The 18,790-nt window shown below is 44.0% G+C and carries 13 protein-coding genes; 8 read left to right on the forward strand and 5 right to left on the reverse strand.

The annotated features are described in order from the left end of the window. Window positions 1-11 precede the first annotated feature (11 nt). The 5 genes from pglZ to V3C63_RS03565 are packed head-to-tail and all read right to left on the reverse strand — an operon-like array spanning window position 12 to window position 12,682. The gene (gene pglZ, locus V3C63_RS03545; protein ID WP_329886447.1) at window positions 12-2,300 is read right to left on the reverse strand and encodes a BREX-4 system phosphatase PglZ; all 2,289 of its coding nucleotides are present in this window, start codon (window positions 2,298-2,300) and stop codon (window positions 12-14) included. Between the two features lie 5 nt (window positions 2,301-2,305). Then, a complete protein-coding gene (locus tag V3C63_RS03550) occupies window positions 2,306-6,466 on the reverse strand; it encodes a hypothetical protein (protein WP_329886448.1) in 4,161 nt (1,386 codons plus the stop codon). A gap of 2 nt (window positions 6,467-6,468) precedes the next feature. Continuing rightward, a complete protein-coding gene (locus tag V3C63_RS03555) occupies window positions 6,469-8,778 on the reverse strand; it encodes a phosphoadenosine phosphosulfate reductase domain-containing protein (protein ID WP_329886449.1) in 2,310 nt (769 codons plus the stop codon). 1 nt (window position 8,779) lies between these two features. After that, window positions 8,780-11,575: a hypothetical protein gene (locus V3C63_RS03560; protein ID WP_329886450.1), complete on the reverse strand. Its 2,796-nt coding sequence runs from the start codon at window positions 11,573-11,575 to the stop codon at window positions 8,780-8,782. Window positions 11,576-11,629: 54 nt separating this feature from the next. Next, window positions 11,630-12,682 carry a helix-turn-helix transcriptional regulator gene (locus V3C63_RS03565; protein ID WP_329886451.1) on the reverse strand — a complete coding sequence of 351 codons (1,053 nt, stop codon included), beginning with the start codon at window positions 12,680-12,682 and terminating at the stop codon, window positions 11,630-11,632. Window positions 12,683-13,070: 388 nt separating this feature from the next. Here V3C63_RS03565 and lexA point away from each other — a divergent pair, with 388 nt between their 5' ends. From lexA to V3C63_RS03605, 8 genes are all read left to right on the forward strand, one after another. After that, window positions 13,071-13,676, forward strand: coding sequence for a transcriptional repressor LexA (gene lexA, locus V3C63_RS03570; RefSeq protein ID WP_329886452.1), 606 nt, complete (start codon window positions 13,071-13,073; stop codon window positions 13,674-13,676). Between the two features lie 837 nt (window positions 13,677-14,513). Further along, complete coding sequence (locus V3C63_RS03575) at window positions 14,514-14,993, forward strand: RNA polymerase sigma factor (protein WP_329886453.1); 480 nt, start codon at window positions 14,514-14,516, stop codon at window positions 14,991-14,993. An 81-nt stretch (window positions 14,994-15,074) separates the two neighbouring features. Then, window positions 15,075-15,284 carry a hypothetical protein gene (locus tag V3C63_RS03580; RefSeq protein WP_329886454.1) on the forward strand — a complete coding sequence of 70 codons (210 nt, stop codon included), beginning with the start codon at window positions 15,075-15,077 and terminating at the stop codon, window positions 15,282-15,284. Continuing rightward, window positions 15,265-15,780 carry a siphovirus Gp157 family protein gene (locus tag V3C63_RS03585; RefSeq protein WP_329886455.1) on the forward strand — a complete coding sequence of 172 codons (516 nt, stop codon included), beginning with the start codon at window positions 15,265-15,267 and terminating at the stop codon, window positions 15,778-15,780. The genes V3C63_RS03580 and V3C63_RS03585 overlap by 20 nt, the downstream gene beginning before the upstream one ends. 245 nt (window positions 15,781-16,025) lie before the next feature. Further along, entirely contained in the window at window positions 16,026-16,277 is a 252-nt protein-coding gene (locus V3C63_RS03590) for a hypothetical protein (RefSeq protein WP_329886456.1), read from the forward strand. Between the two features lie 68 nt (window positions 16,278-16,345). Next, window positions 16,346-17,272, forward strand: a complete 927-nt coding sequence (locus tag V3C63_RS03595; protein ID WP_329886457.1) for an ATP-binding protein — start codon at window positions 16,346-16,348, stop codon at window positions 17,270-17,272. 51 nt (window positions 17,273-17,323) lie between these two features. Continuing rightward, window positions 17,324-17,824, forward strand: a complete 501-nt coding sequence (locus tag V3C63_RS03600) for a hypothetical protein (RefSeq protein ID WP_329886458.1) — start codon at window positions 17,324-17,326, stop codon at window positions 17,822-17,824. Between the two features lie 12 nt (window positions 17,825-17,836). Then, complete coding sequence (locus V3C63_RS03605; RefSeq protein ID WP_425355329.1) at window positions 17,837-18,682, forward strand: DEAD/DEAH box helicase; 846 nt, start codon at window positions 17,837-17,839, stop codon at window positions 18,680-18,682. The last annotated feature ends 108 nt before the right edge of the window (window positions 18,683-18,790 follow it).

Below are 18,790 nucleotides of genomic sequence, written 5' to 3' on the forward strand. Positions count from 1 at the left end.
ATTCCCTCCAGTTAAAACAAGTCATCAAAGGCAGCATTCATCGAGGCACTCTTTCCCTTTACAGGAAGAGTTATGTGTTCGGCGAGGTCTTCACCTATATAGATATCCATAGCGTATTTACCAGATTTCGTAATTTCTCTGATCTTAACCTCGTAATGGTTATCATCCAATTTTTTAGTTGGATATCGCATTGAGCCATATCCGACTGAAACACTGGAATGTACTACTTTATTGATAGAAATTATGAATGATATTCCTATCTTATAATCCGCTCTTATATTGTCCATGTTAATGATGGCAATAATGATGGTTTTATCTTTAAGTGAACAAGTAATCACGGGAACAACTACCTCTTCAAGAGATGCACCTCCATGGACTTCCACATTTGCTTTTCTGCTTCCCTTAAAGCGACCATAGTCAGCGAGGACGATATATCCCTTGTCCTTTTCTTCTATTGCGAAAGGCAAATCGCACCCTTCAAAATATTTACAACACCTGCCAGAGTGCTCACCTTGGGTATCAGTGTCATATTTTTCCTCTTTATTTCGAATGACGGCAAGGCGTGAAGCACCGTGATCACTTGCAATGACTATACGATCATATGTTCGCAACCCAAGCGTTGTAGCAACTTCATCCATTACCTTTTCTATTACTCTGAGCTCGTCAGCAAGATGAATAGGGTAAGGAGTTTTTGTATAGTAATATCCACCCTTTTCCTTATGCTTGAGGTCATCCAATTCTTTTTCTTTAGGATGTCTTAATTGCTCGGGCCAGTTATCAAAGAAGGCATGGTTCTCACAAGTGATAGTAGGAAGATCTGCGCGACCAATCTTTATAGAAATATTCAAACCATGCTTTTTTGCAAGATATATGATATAACTCAGGTATTCCACCCCAAGTGCATCAACCCAGAATAATTGAGTATCTTTACTATAAGATTCCTTTACGAGTTCATCCCTCATAGGAAGCCTGTTATAAATTCGGTCTATTGCCAGTTTATCTACCGCCTCAAGGAATTTTTCCCCATCAGCAGTGTTGAGGGTATTTTCAAGCTTTAACTTTTTATATGTTGCGAAGTAATCAGTGAGCGTTGCAGATAGTGTCGCATTTCCTGTCCGGAATGTATATATCTGTAAATATTCATATAGATCAGGATAAATATATTCCAATCCATCTGGAAAGCCATAATTGGAAATCCAAACAATAACCTCTTGCTTCTCAACCTTGGTATTATCGGTTAGCTTGTAAACACTTTCTGATGCATCTAATCTGTTCTGAGAGATGAATGTTGCCATCTCTGAGTCTGTATAATGACTAAGATATTTTTTACGCTGTGCATAAAACCGCATAAAGCGAGAATCAGTGTGCGGAATATTAGTAATAGAGTTCATAATGTTGTTTTTGAAATCTTTGAACCCTTTACTAATTGACAATACATAGCTCAGATAGCTTTCGTTGTTGCTTCCATTTTCAGTGTATAGAAGATATACATAAAAAAGCCATCCTCGATACTCGTCGCCATAAACAATGTCGTGCATTTCAACATCTTGGAATTCAGTGAATCCATATTGCTGAAATAGCTTGTCTTTATCAAAATGGATCTTCCTCAATTCATCGAGAAAGCGTGTCCACAGGGCATCAGTTCCATAAGCCTTCTGAACAACACTTTTTATTCCAACGACTCTGTCGATAGCCTCGTATGCATTGTTTATTCTTTGTATTGGAAACAGTGCATTGGGAAAAGACAAAAAAGTGTTAACTTTGATTTCTCCAGTTTTACCTTTTTCCAGTTCTCTCAAGACACTTTTAATTCCATTATTCTCATAGATTCCGAGAGCAGGATCTGAAAATTTAAAGCTTACATTTGTAGTTAAATCGTCATCAAATGCGAGCATTCCACTTTCAAGAAGCCTTCTGTCATTTTCTATGAGTTCTTTAAGCTGATCGCTTACCCCTCGAAGCAGCAGAAACGCCTGCGCACTACCGAGATTGTAAGTTGAAAGCTCAGAAAGAATGTCTTGTGCATATGCATTGCCTTCCAAGGCAAGGTACTCACCAAGTCCTATTACTACAATGTTATTGTTTGCGAAAGAAACATCTGCTGTTTCAAGCTTTTCCAGAAAGATGTCCATATTTGGCTTTTTATCATCATTTCGGCAGCATTCACTGATGTATATGTGAGAGACAGTCCGTGATTTAAGTTGTTCTATTAATGACTTATATCCGGTGTCTCCTACAGCCATGAAAAATGGCTTGTGGATCGTTGATTCAAAATAATCGTCAAGAATTCTAATATTCATGAAGATCACTCACCTCCATTTAGAATTCCAAGTCCAATTGCGATATCTGACTTAACGAGCGATATAAGGTACTCCCGTAAATCCTCATCCTTCATTGAGTCGATCCGTTTGATGGCAAGATCACTTCCGCCTGCTTCATATTCTGCTTTGGCAAGCCTTTTAATCGTATCGCTAACTGACGGATGGGATGCACTCCATTTATATGGTTCGAGCCCCAGAGATTCCAGAGAATCCCGTACATGATCAAGATCGGTCAATATCTCTCCGTATATGCCCAGCATTCCCCGGAAAGCATTATCAATATCTTGCTTACTTTGAAGCTTAGAAAAGAAAGTCGCATTTTTTATGTACTCAGCAGCACGTTGAAATTCTTCCTCTGTTCCATTTCCACTGTTAATAATGCTAAACGCCTTGTCAGCCCTATCATATTCGTCCTTTGGAACTAACAAAAGAATCGGAGTTCTATTAGCAGAAGACCATTCCATAGGCGTTTTCGTTCCCGTCTTATCTCTCCATAGCTTGAGCAACTGCGTTTTAGTCTGGTTTTTTCTGAATTCATCAGCTGCTTTTTTGACCTTACTGTTGCTTTCAGTTCTTGAGGAAGCAAAAATTCCAGAGAGACTTGGGGCAGAAATTAGCTTAAAGATGTCTTCTTCGTTCAATCCCTCCAAATAGGCAGAATAAATCTTGGAAAAAGCAGAAGGCTCACTGTCAAAATATGATTTTAAAGCATCACTGTTGGATGACAAATCATCAACATATACGCGCATCTGTTCAGGAAGAATATCATCACCATCATAGAGTTTTCTCAAAAACTCTAATGCTGTTTTCAGGCTCGGATACTCTTCTTGAAGAGCCTCGCATGAGCAAGCGGTGAATTCTAACTTCTCTTTCCACTCCTTATCTGCATCTTTTTTTGAATGAGCCGATGACTGAAGCACATTATTTGTAATTTTGACATAAGTATAGTCAACAATTACTTTTCGGATCTGATCTTCTCCTGTGTCTTTGTTCCAAAGAGCAGAATATTCAACAGAAAAGAGGCGACTTATGTCATCAAGCACATTGTCGTCGCTTGCGCCAATCTCATGAGCTAATTTCTTCAGCTTTCCATTTTCAAAACGGTTGCCTATAAAGCTCAACATACCCTTGCGGCAATTATCGACTGTGATCAGTTTTTTCAGGCTCTGAGCAAGACCTTTATTTCGTGTGGATTCTCGACCTATTTCGTTTACGATTTGATGTGCATCCGCACCCTCTTTTTGAACAAATGAAATATACTGTGAAACCACACCGAAAACTCCGTCTGTATCAACCTCCTCCAAACACCATACAGGAAGTTTTAAATTCTTCTGCATTCTTGCCTTGATAAGTGATCCGGCTTTGACAGGAGATGTAAGCAGATTTTCATCGATATCCCAGGCGATGCTTGTAGTCTCGTAGAATGCCCTCTCATTAGGCGTCATTTTTACGATATAGGTTTCTATATTTTTATTTACGCAATTGGCGATGAGTTCTGCCAATTTTTCAGGACTCATTTCTCCAGGAGCACCATTTTGATCCTCATATCTTATTTGAGAAGAGCTGTACTCCTTAAGTAAAAATCCCATGAGAAATACTGTAAGATTACTTGGCGCATAACCATAGTCAGCCTGCAGGAGGTTATAAATATCCATCATAGAAACTGGCTGGCTTTTTTTGAAAAGGGTATCTATATATTCATCAACCGCTCTTTTTATTATGGAAATAGGAAGTGATGAAGTCTCCGGTTCTTCCCAGTAACGGTCGACAGCCCAGACATCTTTCAATGCATATTTTTCTGCGCCCTGCATAGTTCCGGTTGTTTTTTGCGGTGCATTAATGCCACACAACGCAGCGTTCCTTGGACTTATGAGTTTAAACTGCGACTCCGAAGATCCCTGACCAAAATCCGGAATATAGGGAAAGCGCTTCAATACAATGGAAGTAAGCACATCTGCAACCGCCGCGCCTCCTATAACGCTTTCACCGTTCGGATTATTATGGTTGTAGATTATAAATTTGCCATTATATATGCGGTTCTTCCAGTTGGTTGACAGAATTTGCTTTGCTTTTCTGTTGTTATCCTTAGAAGATGTTGGATTGCTGCCCTGGTAATACACAGCAAGTGCTGCATAATCAACATAGGAATCAAGATCATTTACTCCGAGCGGACTGGATGTGGTGTCAATAAAAAGTATGTTTTTATATTCTTCGTTGAATGCAGCCTGCTTAATCTTGTCGCGCAAAGCCGCGCTTTCCGTATCATCCTTGGAAAAGGCAATAACTGCATTGAAATGCCAGTTTTCAATACAATTCTTTAAGGTGTTAATGACTTTTGTAAAATCATTAACAGTGACGGGAGTAATATATCCTGTTGTAATATCCTCTGCGAAACGCAAACGGAGAGGTGGGGTGAGGGAGAGGCATGTTTCCAGACTGCCCTCTTTTACAAGATTTGCGGTTGTAAGGCTGTCTCTTATACGTCTCTTGTTGTCATCAATTCGTGCCTGATCTCCGGCGAGCACTGCAACACCATAGGCGTACTTCCCATTTCCGATTGGATTCTGGACGAGTACACCCTTGTTGCATAGCCCTTTTGCAAGGCCTTTACACCGAGTATCAAGTGCCTCGCCAGAAGTAATTCCTTCAAATGCGTAACTGAGATTCTGATCTGTTGGTTTTAAGACCTCAATGGAACCACTGAGACGTTTATCAATAGCCTGCATGATAAGAACCGTCTTTAAGACACGCTGTTCATCATCGCGGAGATTCTTTTGCTGGGGGAATGTGTCCAGAATCATCCTTATATCGGGTGACAAATTGTCCTTCCCCTTTTCGTAGAAAAAATCCCATAACATATCTATTGTGAGTAAAGGATGGTCATCTTCAGGCCCATAGTGAGAAATGAACCATTGAAATGCTTGGGAATCATCTCTGACTTTGATGAAGTCAAACATGCTTCTCTGGTTTGAGGCGAAAGCCTCTGCGATATTTTTCAACACTAAAGCCGCCATCGGGTGGATGGGCATAATATCCTTGATGACGTTAGGATCATCAATATTTGCTGCCTTCATTACCGCAGCTCTTGAATCGGTAAGTCGTGCGTTCAGCGTATCAGCAATTCTACTCCATTTTGATGCGGCAGCAGGTTTCGCTTTGAATGCCTGCCCAATCAGCTCGAATGCGATATTATTAGGAAGAGTGATCTCCACCTGATTGAAACGCTGCTGTACAATCTTCCAGGACTCATCCTGGTCATTGATAATGCTGGAAGCGCGGTGCGTTACAATCACAAGGTAAAATGGCACTTCCTGACAAAGAGAAACGATCTTCTGAAATTCGTCAAGAGAGTACCTGTTATTTTCAAAAAATTTGCTAAATTCATCCCAGAAGAAGACAATTTTCACATGGTTCTTTTCAATGATATCCTTGATCCAGTTTTTCAGGCTGTCTGCATCAAGGGTCATTGCGCGAATACCTTCTTTTTCAGCAAGATCAAAGATATTCGACATCAATCCCTTTATATCTCCATTAGGCTTGCTCAGTGAGTTCAGAATTTCATCTGAATTTGACTGGGGGAATTTTGCCTGCCATTCAGGCTTGTTAAGAAGATCATCGAGGAACCGTTTATGAGAAGGATCCTTTATCCACGCGATAACATTCTCCTTCAAGGTATTCTCGCCCATATAGGAGATGCGATCATTGCTAACAAGAGCATCGTGCAGGCTTTCCTGTATGGCAAAGAAAAACTTTTCAGGAGTAGTAATTCCCCCTGTGGCATACCGGTAAACCGTTACAATTCCGCGTTCACGATGCCCTTCAAGCTTTGTGAGAAGGTCATACTCTTTCTTTAAAGATGGAAAGGTGTTCCAGTAAGCTTCCAGTTCACTATCCGGGACTTCAAGGATTTTCTTAAGGGCATATGCACATTTTGACTTACCTGTTCCATATGCGCCATGAATCCATATGGAGCGATTTGTGCTTCCGCTAAGCATGTTTTCCGCACTTTTAAGAAGCTTTATGAATTCCTTATGCGGATAGGTATCATCCCAGCGTGCGCCTCCCTCAATGGCGGAGTCATCAATGCAAGGAAAGTACTTCTCATTTACATCAAAATATTGATCATAAGTATTATTACTTGCCATGATTACTCCTCCTCAAAGAGGGAAAGGACATCCTGCGATGTCTTATCCGTCAGTGAAATTTTATCCAAATCGTTTGTAAATGAAGCGTTAATGAAATCAGGGTATCTTGCTGACAGTCCCATTAAAATTGATTTCATATCCTCATATTCTAAACCATAAAGCCTGGACGGACTGATTCCGTTTCTTTCAATGCTGTCGTTAATCAGCCATGCAAGTGTGAATTCTTTATAGTTGTCGCATTGCTCTGCAAAGCGGAATAACGCGTAAAGAACAACTTTATTGTCAGAGATAGAGCACTTTGTGCGTCCGATAGATTCTATTTGACGACCGTTCTCCATGGTATATCCAAAATTAAGAGATGTACCTAACGGAAGCTCGGTAAACCTTTTAAAAGCATTAATAATCGATGTTGCATCAGCCTTACTTACTCCTTCTGCAACTAACATGTCACTAACTCTGTCGCGCGGGTAATCCGTACCGCAGTCCAAGTTCTGGACATACCATCGGAACTGTGGATTATCGACGAAGTTCGCAGCCATAATGCCCCAAGAAACGTCGCTGTCCCAGCCGAGCTCTTTAATCAGATCGTAAAGGGCAGTGCATTTATTATCTTTATCTGTCACACTAGATTCGCGAAGAAAACGCTTGACTTTCGGTTCCTGATTTCTCTTGTTTAATCCATCATTTTCCCAGTATTCATTTCCCTGTTCAAAGAACTGGTGAATCCATTCCGCCTTTGGAGCATGGTTAGCAAAGGAATTTAAACTCTTATCTTTCATTTTTCCTCCTGTCGATGTCCTGAGAGAATGAAATAGCAGACATCCATCATCAATTTCATGGCATTGCCCACAGTGAATACATTTATCAATTTCTAAACCGCCGTCAAAAGAAATGCAGCCATTTCTGCAATTTGTTTCACAAACTCTGCATCCGGTACAGTATGCAGCTTTATGAAATACTTGTTTGAATTTCTTTGTCTCACGCGGAAAGTCCTTGGATATTCTTGATGAGCAAATTATTCGATACCCGTTTTTCGTCTGCTCATAATCAAACTTAAACGGAATATCTCCAAGCGTTTTTATCCATTGTCTCCAGTCTGTGGATGGATTATCGACTGTGATAATAAGCTTTCCATTTTTCACTTCATCCTTATATTTTTGTGGAATAGCAATCGTAAGATCCCTCCCATTTTTTCTCGCATTCCATCCTCCTTGCGAGACATATGTAGATAAAGCATCATCGTTACCTTTATCACGACTATCCATAGACTTTATAAGGTCGATATATTTGGAAACCTCGTTTGGATATGCGTGATATTGTACAAAATCGCCCTTGTTTCCACCCATAGGGCAGAACAAGCATCCTGCGCGGGAATTACCTTTTTTGTATGCTTCATTTATGTATATGCCGTGAGCAAAGATGTACAGCCAGACTTCAGCTGATGTCCACTCCAGAATGGCATTGAAACTATATTGTCCCTTTTGCTTTTTCCCGTAATTTTCATAGGTGTACTCACTTCTCGCTACACTTTCATGCTTGCGCACGCCGACGAAATCCATTCCCACATAATCATTCTTTCCTGTGATTTCACGGAGTTTTAATGTCTGCGGCGTGCTTTTATGTACGCTGCAGCACCAGCGCAATACACGGGCAGGCGGGCCGAATATCTTCCAGGAATCGTGTGGATCAAAATGCGACTTAGATATGTAAAACGGAACGCCTTCTTCATCACACTGCTTTTTTATTACCTCTACAGCCTTATATGTATCAGGGAACTCCATCCCTGTATCTCCGAAGATAACAACAAAACTCTCTTTTGGCAGAGCTCTTTTTACAAGATCAAGTAGAACAGCACTGTCTTTCCCGCCTGAAAAAGCTACATGGAAGATATCAAGCTTGTTTTTCCACTTTTCATAAATAGCTACTATTTTTTTGACGGTGGTATTTTCAATAATATCGAGCATATCCTGGTTTTTCTTAACCATCGTTTGAATATCTATCGGACGCAGTGGAGCTCCACGTTCTTCGGGCAAGATAGTATTCCCGTCTGCATCAGATGGAAGAATGATTTCTGGAGCTTGATATAGATTCCCACCCCTCAGCTTAGCGACCTGCTTCCCACGATACCAGTATTGAGATGATTCTGCCCACATATAGGGAACATCGGACTGTTTGTCATATTTCCAATATTTATCGAAGCCAAACAGGTCTAATTCTGGAGCATACACGGGACGTGGCTCCTTGGAAAGGTTCGTTGGTGTTGAGTTAAGGAGTATGCCGCCTGTTTCTTCATCATATGTGTATGAGTACAAGCTATTCCCTCCTTTCCCGTAACTCTGCCGCTTGTTTTATAAGAGTATCAATTTCACTATATCTTTTTCTTTCTATATATCCAGCATAGGTCAGAAAATCATAGACACCATTAACAGTCAAATCCCATTTGGAACGGGCTACCGCATGTACCATGATATCATGGTAACTTAAGTGGCAATCCTTAGAAACGATAGCGCCGGAATTTGATGAATTGGAAAGTCTTGTTTCATATTTATATTTCTTACTGAATCTACGGCAGTAGCTTTCAAGTAAATACAGATTCCAAGCATAACCACAGAAAGGGAAAGTAACAAATGTAGTTACTTCACGCATCCCAATAAAATCGGACGTTACTATGGCTCCGATTGCACGATCAATCCTGTCAACATCGAAACTAACCAAACTGTCTTTTACAAAAAGATTATTACTAATCCTTATCATAGATGCGTTAGCAGCTTCGACGATTTTAGGTCGTCTTATAGATCCGGCAACTTTTTGTCCAATCTTTTCAAGCTCTGAATACGTACATTTTTCCTTTCCGCAGCAGTAATCCACCACAGCTGCATATGTATCTTTTCGGTCTCCCTTTTTTGTGAGCACCTTATCATTGCGGTCATACTTGTCTTCAATAAGCTTATATAATGTGTTGTTTAATGCGGATTCCGATACTTCAGGATTTCGGTCGCAAATTTCCGCAAGAGGCAGTTCTTCAAAAGTTACGCGTCCATTAGCTGAGATAGCATTATCTATGTATTTTAGGATAACTTTCACGTCATCTTCCGGGAAATGAAGCTGATCCCGTCTCAAGTATGTTTCATGTGAGTTCCAGATGAATTCGGATTGCTGCGCGAGCACATGCTTTATCTTATCAAGCGGTATCAGCGGTAGCTTAATTGCAAGCTCATCAAAAGTCTGGAGTGTGGAGGAACCCCAGACGCGAATTATTTCTCTTTTAATCCACTCAATCTCCGTCGCTCTTTCTTGCGAAAAGGTAAAATAACTACCTTTATAGCGATTATCAGGAGCCAGAACTTCTAACAAAGCTTTTAACATTTCATATGAAGTGACTTTAGCGGCATCGTATAATTCAAAGTCTTTATTGAATAGCAAATCATAGTAGATAATGGTTATACCCTGACTTCTATATTTCTCAAGCTCTGATAAAATACTTGCCTTTGCTTTATCATCAATAAGGTACACTTTCCCATTGAAATTGAAACCTATTTTCCTGATTGCGTTACTTAGCTTTTCATCAGACAGTGCGCACTCTACGCCATTAACCTGAGTGTATAACTCCCGAAATCTGGAAAGTTCTACGATGTCATCTTTGAAACCATATTCAAATCTTGGCTGCATCAAAGTGTTTCTGATGTAGAATCGTTCCTTACTGTCGATAGCCTCCACATCCTCGCTTTCACGATCCTGGGATGCGGCCGATGCTACACCGTTACCTTTGAGAAAAGTTGCATATTTTTTTAATGCGGCAGTAAATCTGTGGTGTTGTCTGTCGTTGTATTCCTGAAAAGATGAATCCTCGATAAGCAGTCGTATATTGCTTTTAATTTCGTCAGATGAATTTACTTTGCTTATGGTGCCTGTACCAATCTGATGAGCCTTGCAAAATGCATCGCAATTGTTTATGGCAGAGGAATAACTTCTGGCAGTTGGCTTTGCCAGACCTTCTTCAATCAGCCAATGATAGAAATTGTTTTCTGATGGTTTGCGCTTTGCTGAAACAGTGTTTGAAGCAGCAGAACCGGAGGACTCACCCCGGCTTACATAATGGATTACTATGGTGTCATACGTTGCATGACACAAATCCATCATCTGTTTTATTTTACTTACAATAACTGAAGCGCTTAAATTTGTTTCAAGAAATAGATCGTCAGATATTTCCTTCGGCGAAACCACTTTGGTTGACAAAGCTGTGCTGGCAATATCCATCCTTCCCGATCCACTAATGTTTTCACCTTCAAGGCTTTCAATAATATCAGGGTATGACGAGAAAAGACATTTTACCGCCCGCACATAAAGCTCTGTCCAGTTATTTACCGGATATACGAAATCTTGGAACATTATGTCGACAGGTTTGGTATAAGCATAGCTTTGCATATGCACAAATGAAACCGTTGATATGAAAGAAGTGCCTTGACCGGATTCTTCCTCTTCCCGTGGCAGAAATGAATTGAGAAAGTCTTTATAGGCAGAAAGGACTTCTATTGCTCTTTTGCGTAATTTTTTGGAGTGTATATTTGAATTCCCGCCTTTCAACTTACGAAGCGCTTTTTCAGACTCATCAGGAGATAAAGCTTTTATCTGTTTTTGAATTACTCCGTTTTTTATGAGAAGAATTTCGATTGATCCGACAGAACTTTTTATGGCGGAATAAGGCATAGAAGTAGAAGATTCAAGCCATGTATAAAAACTTTCTTCTTCAGCTTTATTATTTGATGCTGCCATGTGTTCCGCCTCTTTCAAAACCTTTCTATATGTTTCGTTATCACTTTCAAATAGCGATACAACTTCCTTAAACAAATGTGATGCTGGACTGATTATTGTATGTCCACAATATGCGGATTCCATACATGACATCTGATAAGTTATGCCGCTTATGCTACGAAACGAATCGTCTATTTTCGTATCAGAATTCAGAGCCATCTGTCTTAGCTTCTTCGAACATTCTGCTATGGCCTCTTTCTTCGAAAACCCATCGTTTATAGTATGGAGATAGGATTCAAGGAGAAGGACAGCTTCGTATTTATTGAATGGGACTCTTGCTTTAAGAATTTCACTCATTTATTCTGCCTTCCTTTCCTTGCTCTATAGCCTAAGTTCATTGACCTATAAGGATTAATTTTCTAAGTTCGACAATCCTTTTTGCTTTTCCTTCTCATCAATAGAATTTCCTGCTTCCGGTTCCTTTCCGGTCACAACTTCCTGACACCTGTCTCTGTATTCCTGCGCTAGGGCATCCGGGGAGAGAATCCGCATTCTGCCGACAAACTGGAAGACCCATCCCCAGAAGGTCGGGGATACTTGTATCTTCACCGTGGCGATGCATTTGTTCTTTGACAGCCGGATCATTTTCGTATCCTCGCCGAACTTGTCGTAGACCACGCCGATCAGGGCATTTTCGAATTCCAGCGCGCAGTCGCAGACCGGGCCGCCGTACATCTTGAATACCTGCTTCGTGTATTCTCCGGCGCCAGGTATCCGCAGGATGGCTTCCTTCATCACGTCTTCGTCTTCCACACTGACTTCTTCCATACGGTCGACACGGTAGTTGCAAATGCCCTCATACTTGCCGGAATAGCACATCAGGTAGTAGTTGTCCTCGTTATATATGAGTGCCGTCGGATCAGCAGTATAGCGTTTCTTGTCTTTCCGATACGCTCGGTTTCCACTTTCGTCCAGGTCGAAGTAGTAGAAGGAGACCTTTTTCTTTGCATCAAGCGCATCCTCAATGGCACTTACATTGTAATAAATCTGCTCGTTCGAATGTTTCCTCGTATTGAAGCAGACGAGATTCTTCTTTAATAGTTCCGCCTTATGAACACCGCCGAGACTGGCAAGCTTGTCCACCAGTTCCGCTGTCTTCTTATCGGTCACGAATGCCGCTGCCTGTACGGAGTCCATCAGAATTTTGATTTCCGGCAACGAGAAGGAGCGATCCTCCACATAGTAAGCTTTCTCATGACCGATGTTTACGGTCATGATCTCAAAGCCATATTGGTTGAGCATGTTGACGTCTTTTGTCAGCGTCCGCCTGTCGCAGGGGATGTTGTCCTTGCTGAGGCGCGCACATATCTCGTTTGTGGTGAGCGGGTGCTGCTCGTCCGTTTCCTGTTTCAAAAGCTCATGCAGATACAGGAGTTTCACCTTCTGATAGTTTTCTCTCGGCATCACGTCACCTCCCCAAACCCAGACATAAATATACTTACTTATCATAACATACCAAGTCATAAAAGTCAATAAATAACTGTCTCGTTAATGCGACTTGTTTTGCGATTTCTCCCAGTTGGATAAAATTCCAACTTTACAGTTGAAAATTATAAGCGGTTACGCCGATTTAGGATAAAATTTTGAACAAATAAGACGTTACTCTGAAGGCTTATCGCAAAGCAGAAATCAGTGACTGTAGTCTTGATGTCTATTTTATGAGACTTTAAATCTAACTCGGGAATTTGGAGTTTTGATCCCATTGACTTGATGTCCTAGGATAGCTATAATATTTTCAAACGGTTCAAATGAACCGTTTAGTGCTTTAGCGAAGAAGGGAGGCTGAAACCAAATGAGGACGTTACAGCTGGAAAGGGAAAAGCGAATACAGGATTACATTGAGGACTTCATTGATGATCATGGCTGTTCCCCGTCCAACAGAGAAATCGCCGCAGGTACGAATCTTCCACTCACGACCGTGCAGCGGTATCTCAAGCGGATGCGTGAGCAAGGCATCATCGACTATGACGGCGTGCGCAGCATCACGACAAGGCGGCAAAACCAGACGAAAGAAGCCTCCAACCTTGTCCCTATACTTGGTAACGTATCGTGCGGAGTTCCCAAGTATGCAGAAGGTAACATTGAAGAGTATGTCAGGCTTCCTGTTGCTCTTTTCGGCAGAGGCGACTTCTACCTTCTCCGCGCCAATGGAGACTCCATGATTGAGGCAGGGATTGATGACGGTGATCTGGTGCTTATCCGCCAGCAAAGTTACGCCGATCCCGGACAGATTGTAGTGGCTCTGATGGAAGATGAGGCGACGCTCAAGAGGTTTTATCCGGAGCCCCGGTACCACAGGATAAGACTTCACCCGGAGAACCCGGACTACAATGACATTTATGTGGATGAGTGCATTATCCAGGGCGTGGCCGTCAAGGTTTTGAAGGATCTCATGTAACATGAGGATGTTTACGATGACGATACGGGGGTGTCAGACAGGATGAAGCTTCTCGCAACATGCCCGGAGTGCGGGTACAAGCTCTCTTGCTCGGAAGATGGGACACGATCAGAAATGGCCTGTCCGAAGTGCGGAGCGGTGGTCCACTACGAAGTGCAAGGCAGCAGGATCACCACAGAGGTTGTGCAGCGCTCGGACAAAGTACCAAGGCGTATCAGGGAATACGCCGATAAACTGAAATAGCAGCTCGAAAATAAAGCAGAATAATTGAACACAGAAAACGGCATGCGCGGCTGTACATAGGCTGAACTTGGCAGAGAATCATTAAGAGCGAGACCACGCAGCTAAGGTTTGTCAAGGTATTGAACTCGGCAGTGCGCTTTAAACGCAGCGTACAGAGCACCGTGAAAAATCTGGCAGACAGGTAAACCAGAGGGACATAAGTCCCTGTAACTGGTTCTTATCTGTATGCCGGATTTTTTTGTGCTCAAAATTCAGTTTATTTCCTGACATCTTCACTTTACCGATTAATCACGGGGTTGATTTTTTCGGTAAGGAACAGGAGGACAGATTGTCCCGTCCTGATGGCGGGACGTTAACAAGAAAGCAGCCGCCGCCTCAAGGCTGAAAAAATACATATCAAAAGCCTGACATGCATTAAGGGCTGAGGATACATACAGACCATTTTTCTACTTCCTCGAACGGAAGCGGAAAAGGCTCTGCAGGTACCCTTTCCTTTCTGCGCTCATTTTCAGGCTGTATGGGACCGGTGCCGCAAAAGCTCCGGTCTCTATTTTTTCTCCGCTCTTCATGCGTGTCCGGCGGAAAGGACACGCAATGAAAATCACAGTTTACTACGAGGACAAGAACCATCCGACGATTCTTGAAGTGCCGGACGATGAATGCAGCGTCTGGGTTGAGACAGATTACCAGATGAGACTCGCCAAGGCAGAGGACAAATCCGCAGTCAAGCGCCGTACCGCCCAGGAAATTATGGATGAAGACTACAACAAGCCCACCTTCAACAACAACCAGACAGAAACCAGGCGGCATACCTCGCTCGATGCACTTGACCCGGATGGCCAGCATATCCCGGATGGAACGGATTTCTTAAAGGATCCGGATAAGCGCGAACAGATGGAAGGACTCCACGCTGCCATTCAAAAACTGCAGCCGCAGCAAAGGAAGCTTCTCCATCAGATCTTCGTGGAAAACAAAAAGCAAAAGGATATTGCTGCCGAAGAAGGCGTATCACCGCAGGCCATAACGAGACGTCTGAACAAGATTTACGCGGCTTTGAAAAATATTCTGAAATAAGGGGGTTTATTTTCCTCGTTTTCGTGAGCTACCCGTGAAAGGCATTACAAGAGACAGCCTTTCAGAAAGGAAGGTGCCTATATGAAGCACACGCTCACAATCGGCGTTTCAAAAGAGAACGCCAACCGTGGAGAACTGACCTGCCGGCGCAGAACCGTAAGGGAAAAGATTCTCCGCAAGCTGCTGGGAGACCCGATCCGCCTGACCGTACTGGTTCCGGGTGAGACGGTCGAAGAAGTCGCCATACGGGAAGTCACAGGAGGAAAAGCGGATGAAACTCTACGAGATTAACGAGGAAATCCTCCGCCTGACCGACCAGATCGAGGTGGATGAGGAAACTGGCGAAATCCTCTGCGACATCGATTCCATCGAGCAGCAGATTGACTCTCTCCAGATGGAACGCCACTCGATTCTCACCTATCTGGCAAAGCTCGTCCTGAATCTTCGCTCGGAATCCGCATCGTTAAAAGCTGAGGAACAGCGGCTCAAAGCCAGGCGCGACAGGCTCTTGAAGAAGGAAGAAAAGCTGATGCATATCCTCGACCGCGAATGTGCGGGAGAAAAGACGGATCTCGGCATTGCGACATTCTCCTACAGGAAGACATCGCACGTGGATGTATCCGACGCGGCGAAAGCGTTCCGGTGGCTCAGGCGGAACAAGCATCCGGACTGCTACCGAATTCCTGAACCGGAGATCGCCAAGGCGGAAGTGAAAAAGCTCATCAAGGCAGGAACAAAGGTACCCGGCTGCGCCGTGGTTGACGACTACTCCTGCCAGCTCAAGTAAGGCGGTGATGATCGATGCCAGCATTAATCGACATTACCGGCGACAGGTATGGGAGGCTGACTGTTATTGAACGCCGCGGTTACAAAGCCGGTCGCACTGCATGGCTTTGCAAATGCGAATGTGGGAATTACGCCGTTGTCACTTCGAATTGTCTGCGCCGCGGTCACACGAAAAGCTGTGGATGCTATCACCGTGAAACTGCCGCGGCAAAGGCCAAGTCGGCAGGGATTGTAAGAGGCATACAGATGATGAAACACGGCAAATGCGGCACCCGGCTCTACGGCGTTTGGAAGTCCATGAACGAGCGGTGCAGCAATCCCAATAACTCATCATTCGCTGATTATGGCGGTCGTGGAATAACAGTCTGCAACGAATGGAATGAATTCCAGGCATTCAGTGATTGGGCTGAAAGGAACGGATACGACGAGACAGCGCCATTCGGTGAATGCACCCTGGACAGGATCAACAACAATCTCGGCTATTCGCCTGAAAACTGAAGATGGGTGTCATTGAAGGTTCAGGCAAATAACAGAAGAAAACGCAGAAAACATCAGGAGGTTATCAAATGAATTTGAACATTACAACAGGACCGAAAATCACTCCGGTCAAAATGGGGCTTTACGCTCCGGAAGGATTCGGCAAGAGCATATTCGCATCAAAGACTCCGGGCGCGCTTGTTATGGATACGGAAAACGGCACTCTGAGGATTGACTGCCGCCGCGTCAATGTCAGCAGTTGGGATGAAGCGATGAGCGTGATCACGGCAGTTCTTGAAGATCCTTCTATTTGCCAGACGCTCGTAATCGACACAATGGACAGGCTCGAGACATACGGCTGCGATTATCTGTGCGCCAAGTATCACAAGAATTCGCTTGAGGACTGGTCATACGGAAAAGGATATGTCGCGCTGATGGAACTGTTCCAGAGCTTCTATAAGCAGCTGGACAAGGTCATCGCCGCCGGCGTCAACATCATCCTCGTTGCCCACGCAAGAGTCAGAAAATTCGAGCTGCCCGATCAGGAAGGCGCGTTCGATAAATGGGAACTGAAACTGAATAAGCAGACTTCTCCCCTGATGAAGGAATGGGTGGACGCGCTGCTGTTCGGAAACTTCCAGACCTACGTTGTAACGACCGAAGACAGGAAGAAAAAAGCGCAAGGGAACAAACGCGTTCTCTACTGCAACCATATGCCGACCTTTGATGCGAAGAATCGGTTCGGACTGCCGGACTCTGTGGAGTTCTCTTTTGATTCCGTGAGGAGCCTCTTCGAAAGTAAATCAGATATGTCTGTCGCTGAGAAATCTGCTCCCGTGCAGTCTGAAACACCTCTCGACAAGCTCTATTCTCTCATGAAGGAAGCAAATGTGACAGATGCGGATGTCCAGAAGGTCGTGCATCCAAAGGCCACTACGACATTGACGCTCCGCTCGAAAGCTATCACGAGGAATTCATCACGAAGTGGGTCATCAAGTACTGGCCACAGATTCTGAAGCTGATAGCCGCAGATAAGGCAAAGAACTGAGAATTTGGAGGAAACGAATATGTCTGAATATATGAATAATAACATGGATCAGGGTATGAATTGGAACGACACCATCGAAAGCGATGGACGCGAGTTCATTATCCTGCCCGAGGGTGACTATAACTTCACGGTCACGGGATTCGAGCGTGGCCGCTTTCCCGGCTCGGCAAAAATGCAGGCGTGCAACAAGGCGAGCCTTACCCTGCAGGTCAATACCAGTGGCGGCGTGGCGATCTGCCATACCGACCTCATCCTGAACCGCCTGCTGGAATGGAAGATTTCATCCTTCTTCCGCTGCATCGGGCAGAAGAAGCATGGCGAGCGTCTTGTCATGGACTGGAACAGGGTCATCGGCAGCCGCGGCAGGGCGCATTTCAAGCCGAGGACTTACACCTCGAATGGCGAGGAACGTCAGGCAAACGATGTGGACAAGTTCTACGACTGGGACGATAAGAACTTTCCGGCTGAGGATGACTGGATGACGATTTCAGGAGACGATGACGAGCTCTCTTTTGAGTAAGGGAGGTTCGCTATGTATGAACTAAGGCCATATCAGGCCGAGGCGAAACGGGCGATCCTCTCCGCGTGGGACGAGGGGCAGAAGAAAACGCTCCTCGTCTTACCAACAGGATGCGGCAAGACGGTGGTCTTCGCTTCGGTCGCAGAAAATCAGGTAAACAAGGGACATCGCGTCCTCATCATGGCGCATCGCGGGGAGCTTTTGCAGCAGGCAGCGGACAAGCTGAAAGAGGCGTCAGGACTGGATTCCGTTCTGGAAAAGGCGGATTCCTCCGTACTCGGGAGTTTCCTGCCAGTCACGGTCGGCCCAGTGCAGAGCCTTTCGCAAGAGAAGCGTCTGGCGAGATTCCCGGAGAATTACTACCAGGACATCATCGTAGACGAGGCGCATCACTGCCTGTCGGACAGCTATCAGCACGTACTGAATCATTTCCCAGAGGCGAACATCCTCGGCGTGACGGCGACGCCTGACCGCGGGGATATGAAAAACCTCGGAGAGTTCTTTGACAGCAAAGCCTACGAGTATTCGATGACGGACGCCATCCGGGAAGGCTATCTCTGCCCGATCAGAGCGCAGATGATACCGCTCGAACTGGATATTAACGGTGTCGGACTTTCAAGCGGCGATTTTGCAGCCGGTGAAATCGGGCATGCGCTCGATCCGTATCTCAGGCAGATTGCGGAAGAAATGACGCACTACTGCAAAGGACGGAAAACGGTCGTGTTCCTGCCGCTGATAGCGATCTCGCAGAAGTTTTGCCGGATGCTCAATGACGTGGGACTGAAGACGGCGGAAGTCAATGGCAATTCTGACGACCGAGCGGAAGTCCTCTCGGATTTTGAAAACCTGAATTTATAATCTAAGTGCAACAAATAAATAATGACTCATAGCCTTGGTATAATGGTGTTTGCAAAGACATCCAATATTCAAGGAGAAACTATGAGTCACTACAAACATCTTACACCA

This window comes from Pseudoramibacter faecis (assembly GCF_036289405.1).
In the GTDB taxonomy this organism is placed as follows: Bacteria; Bacillota; Clostridia; order Eubacteriales; family Eubacteriaceae; genus Pseudoramibacter; species Pseudoramibacter faecis.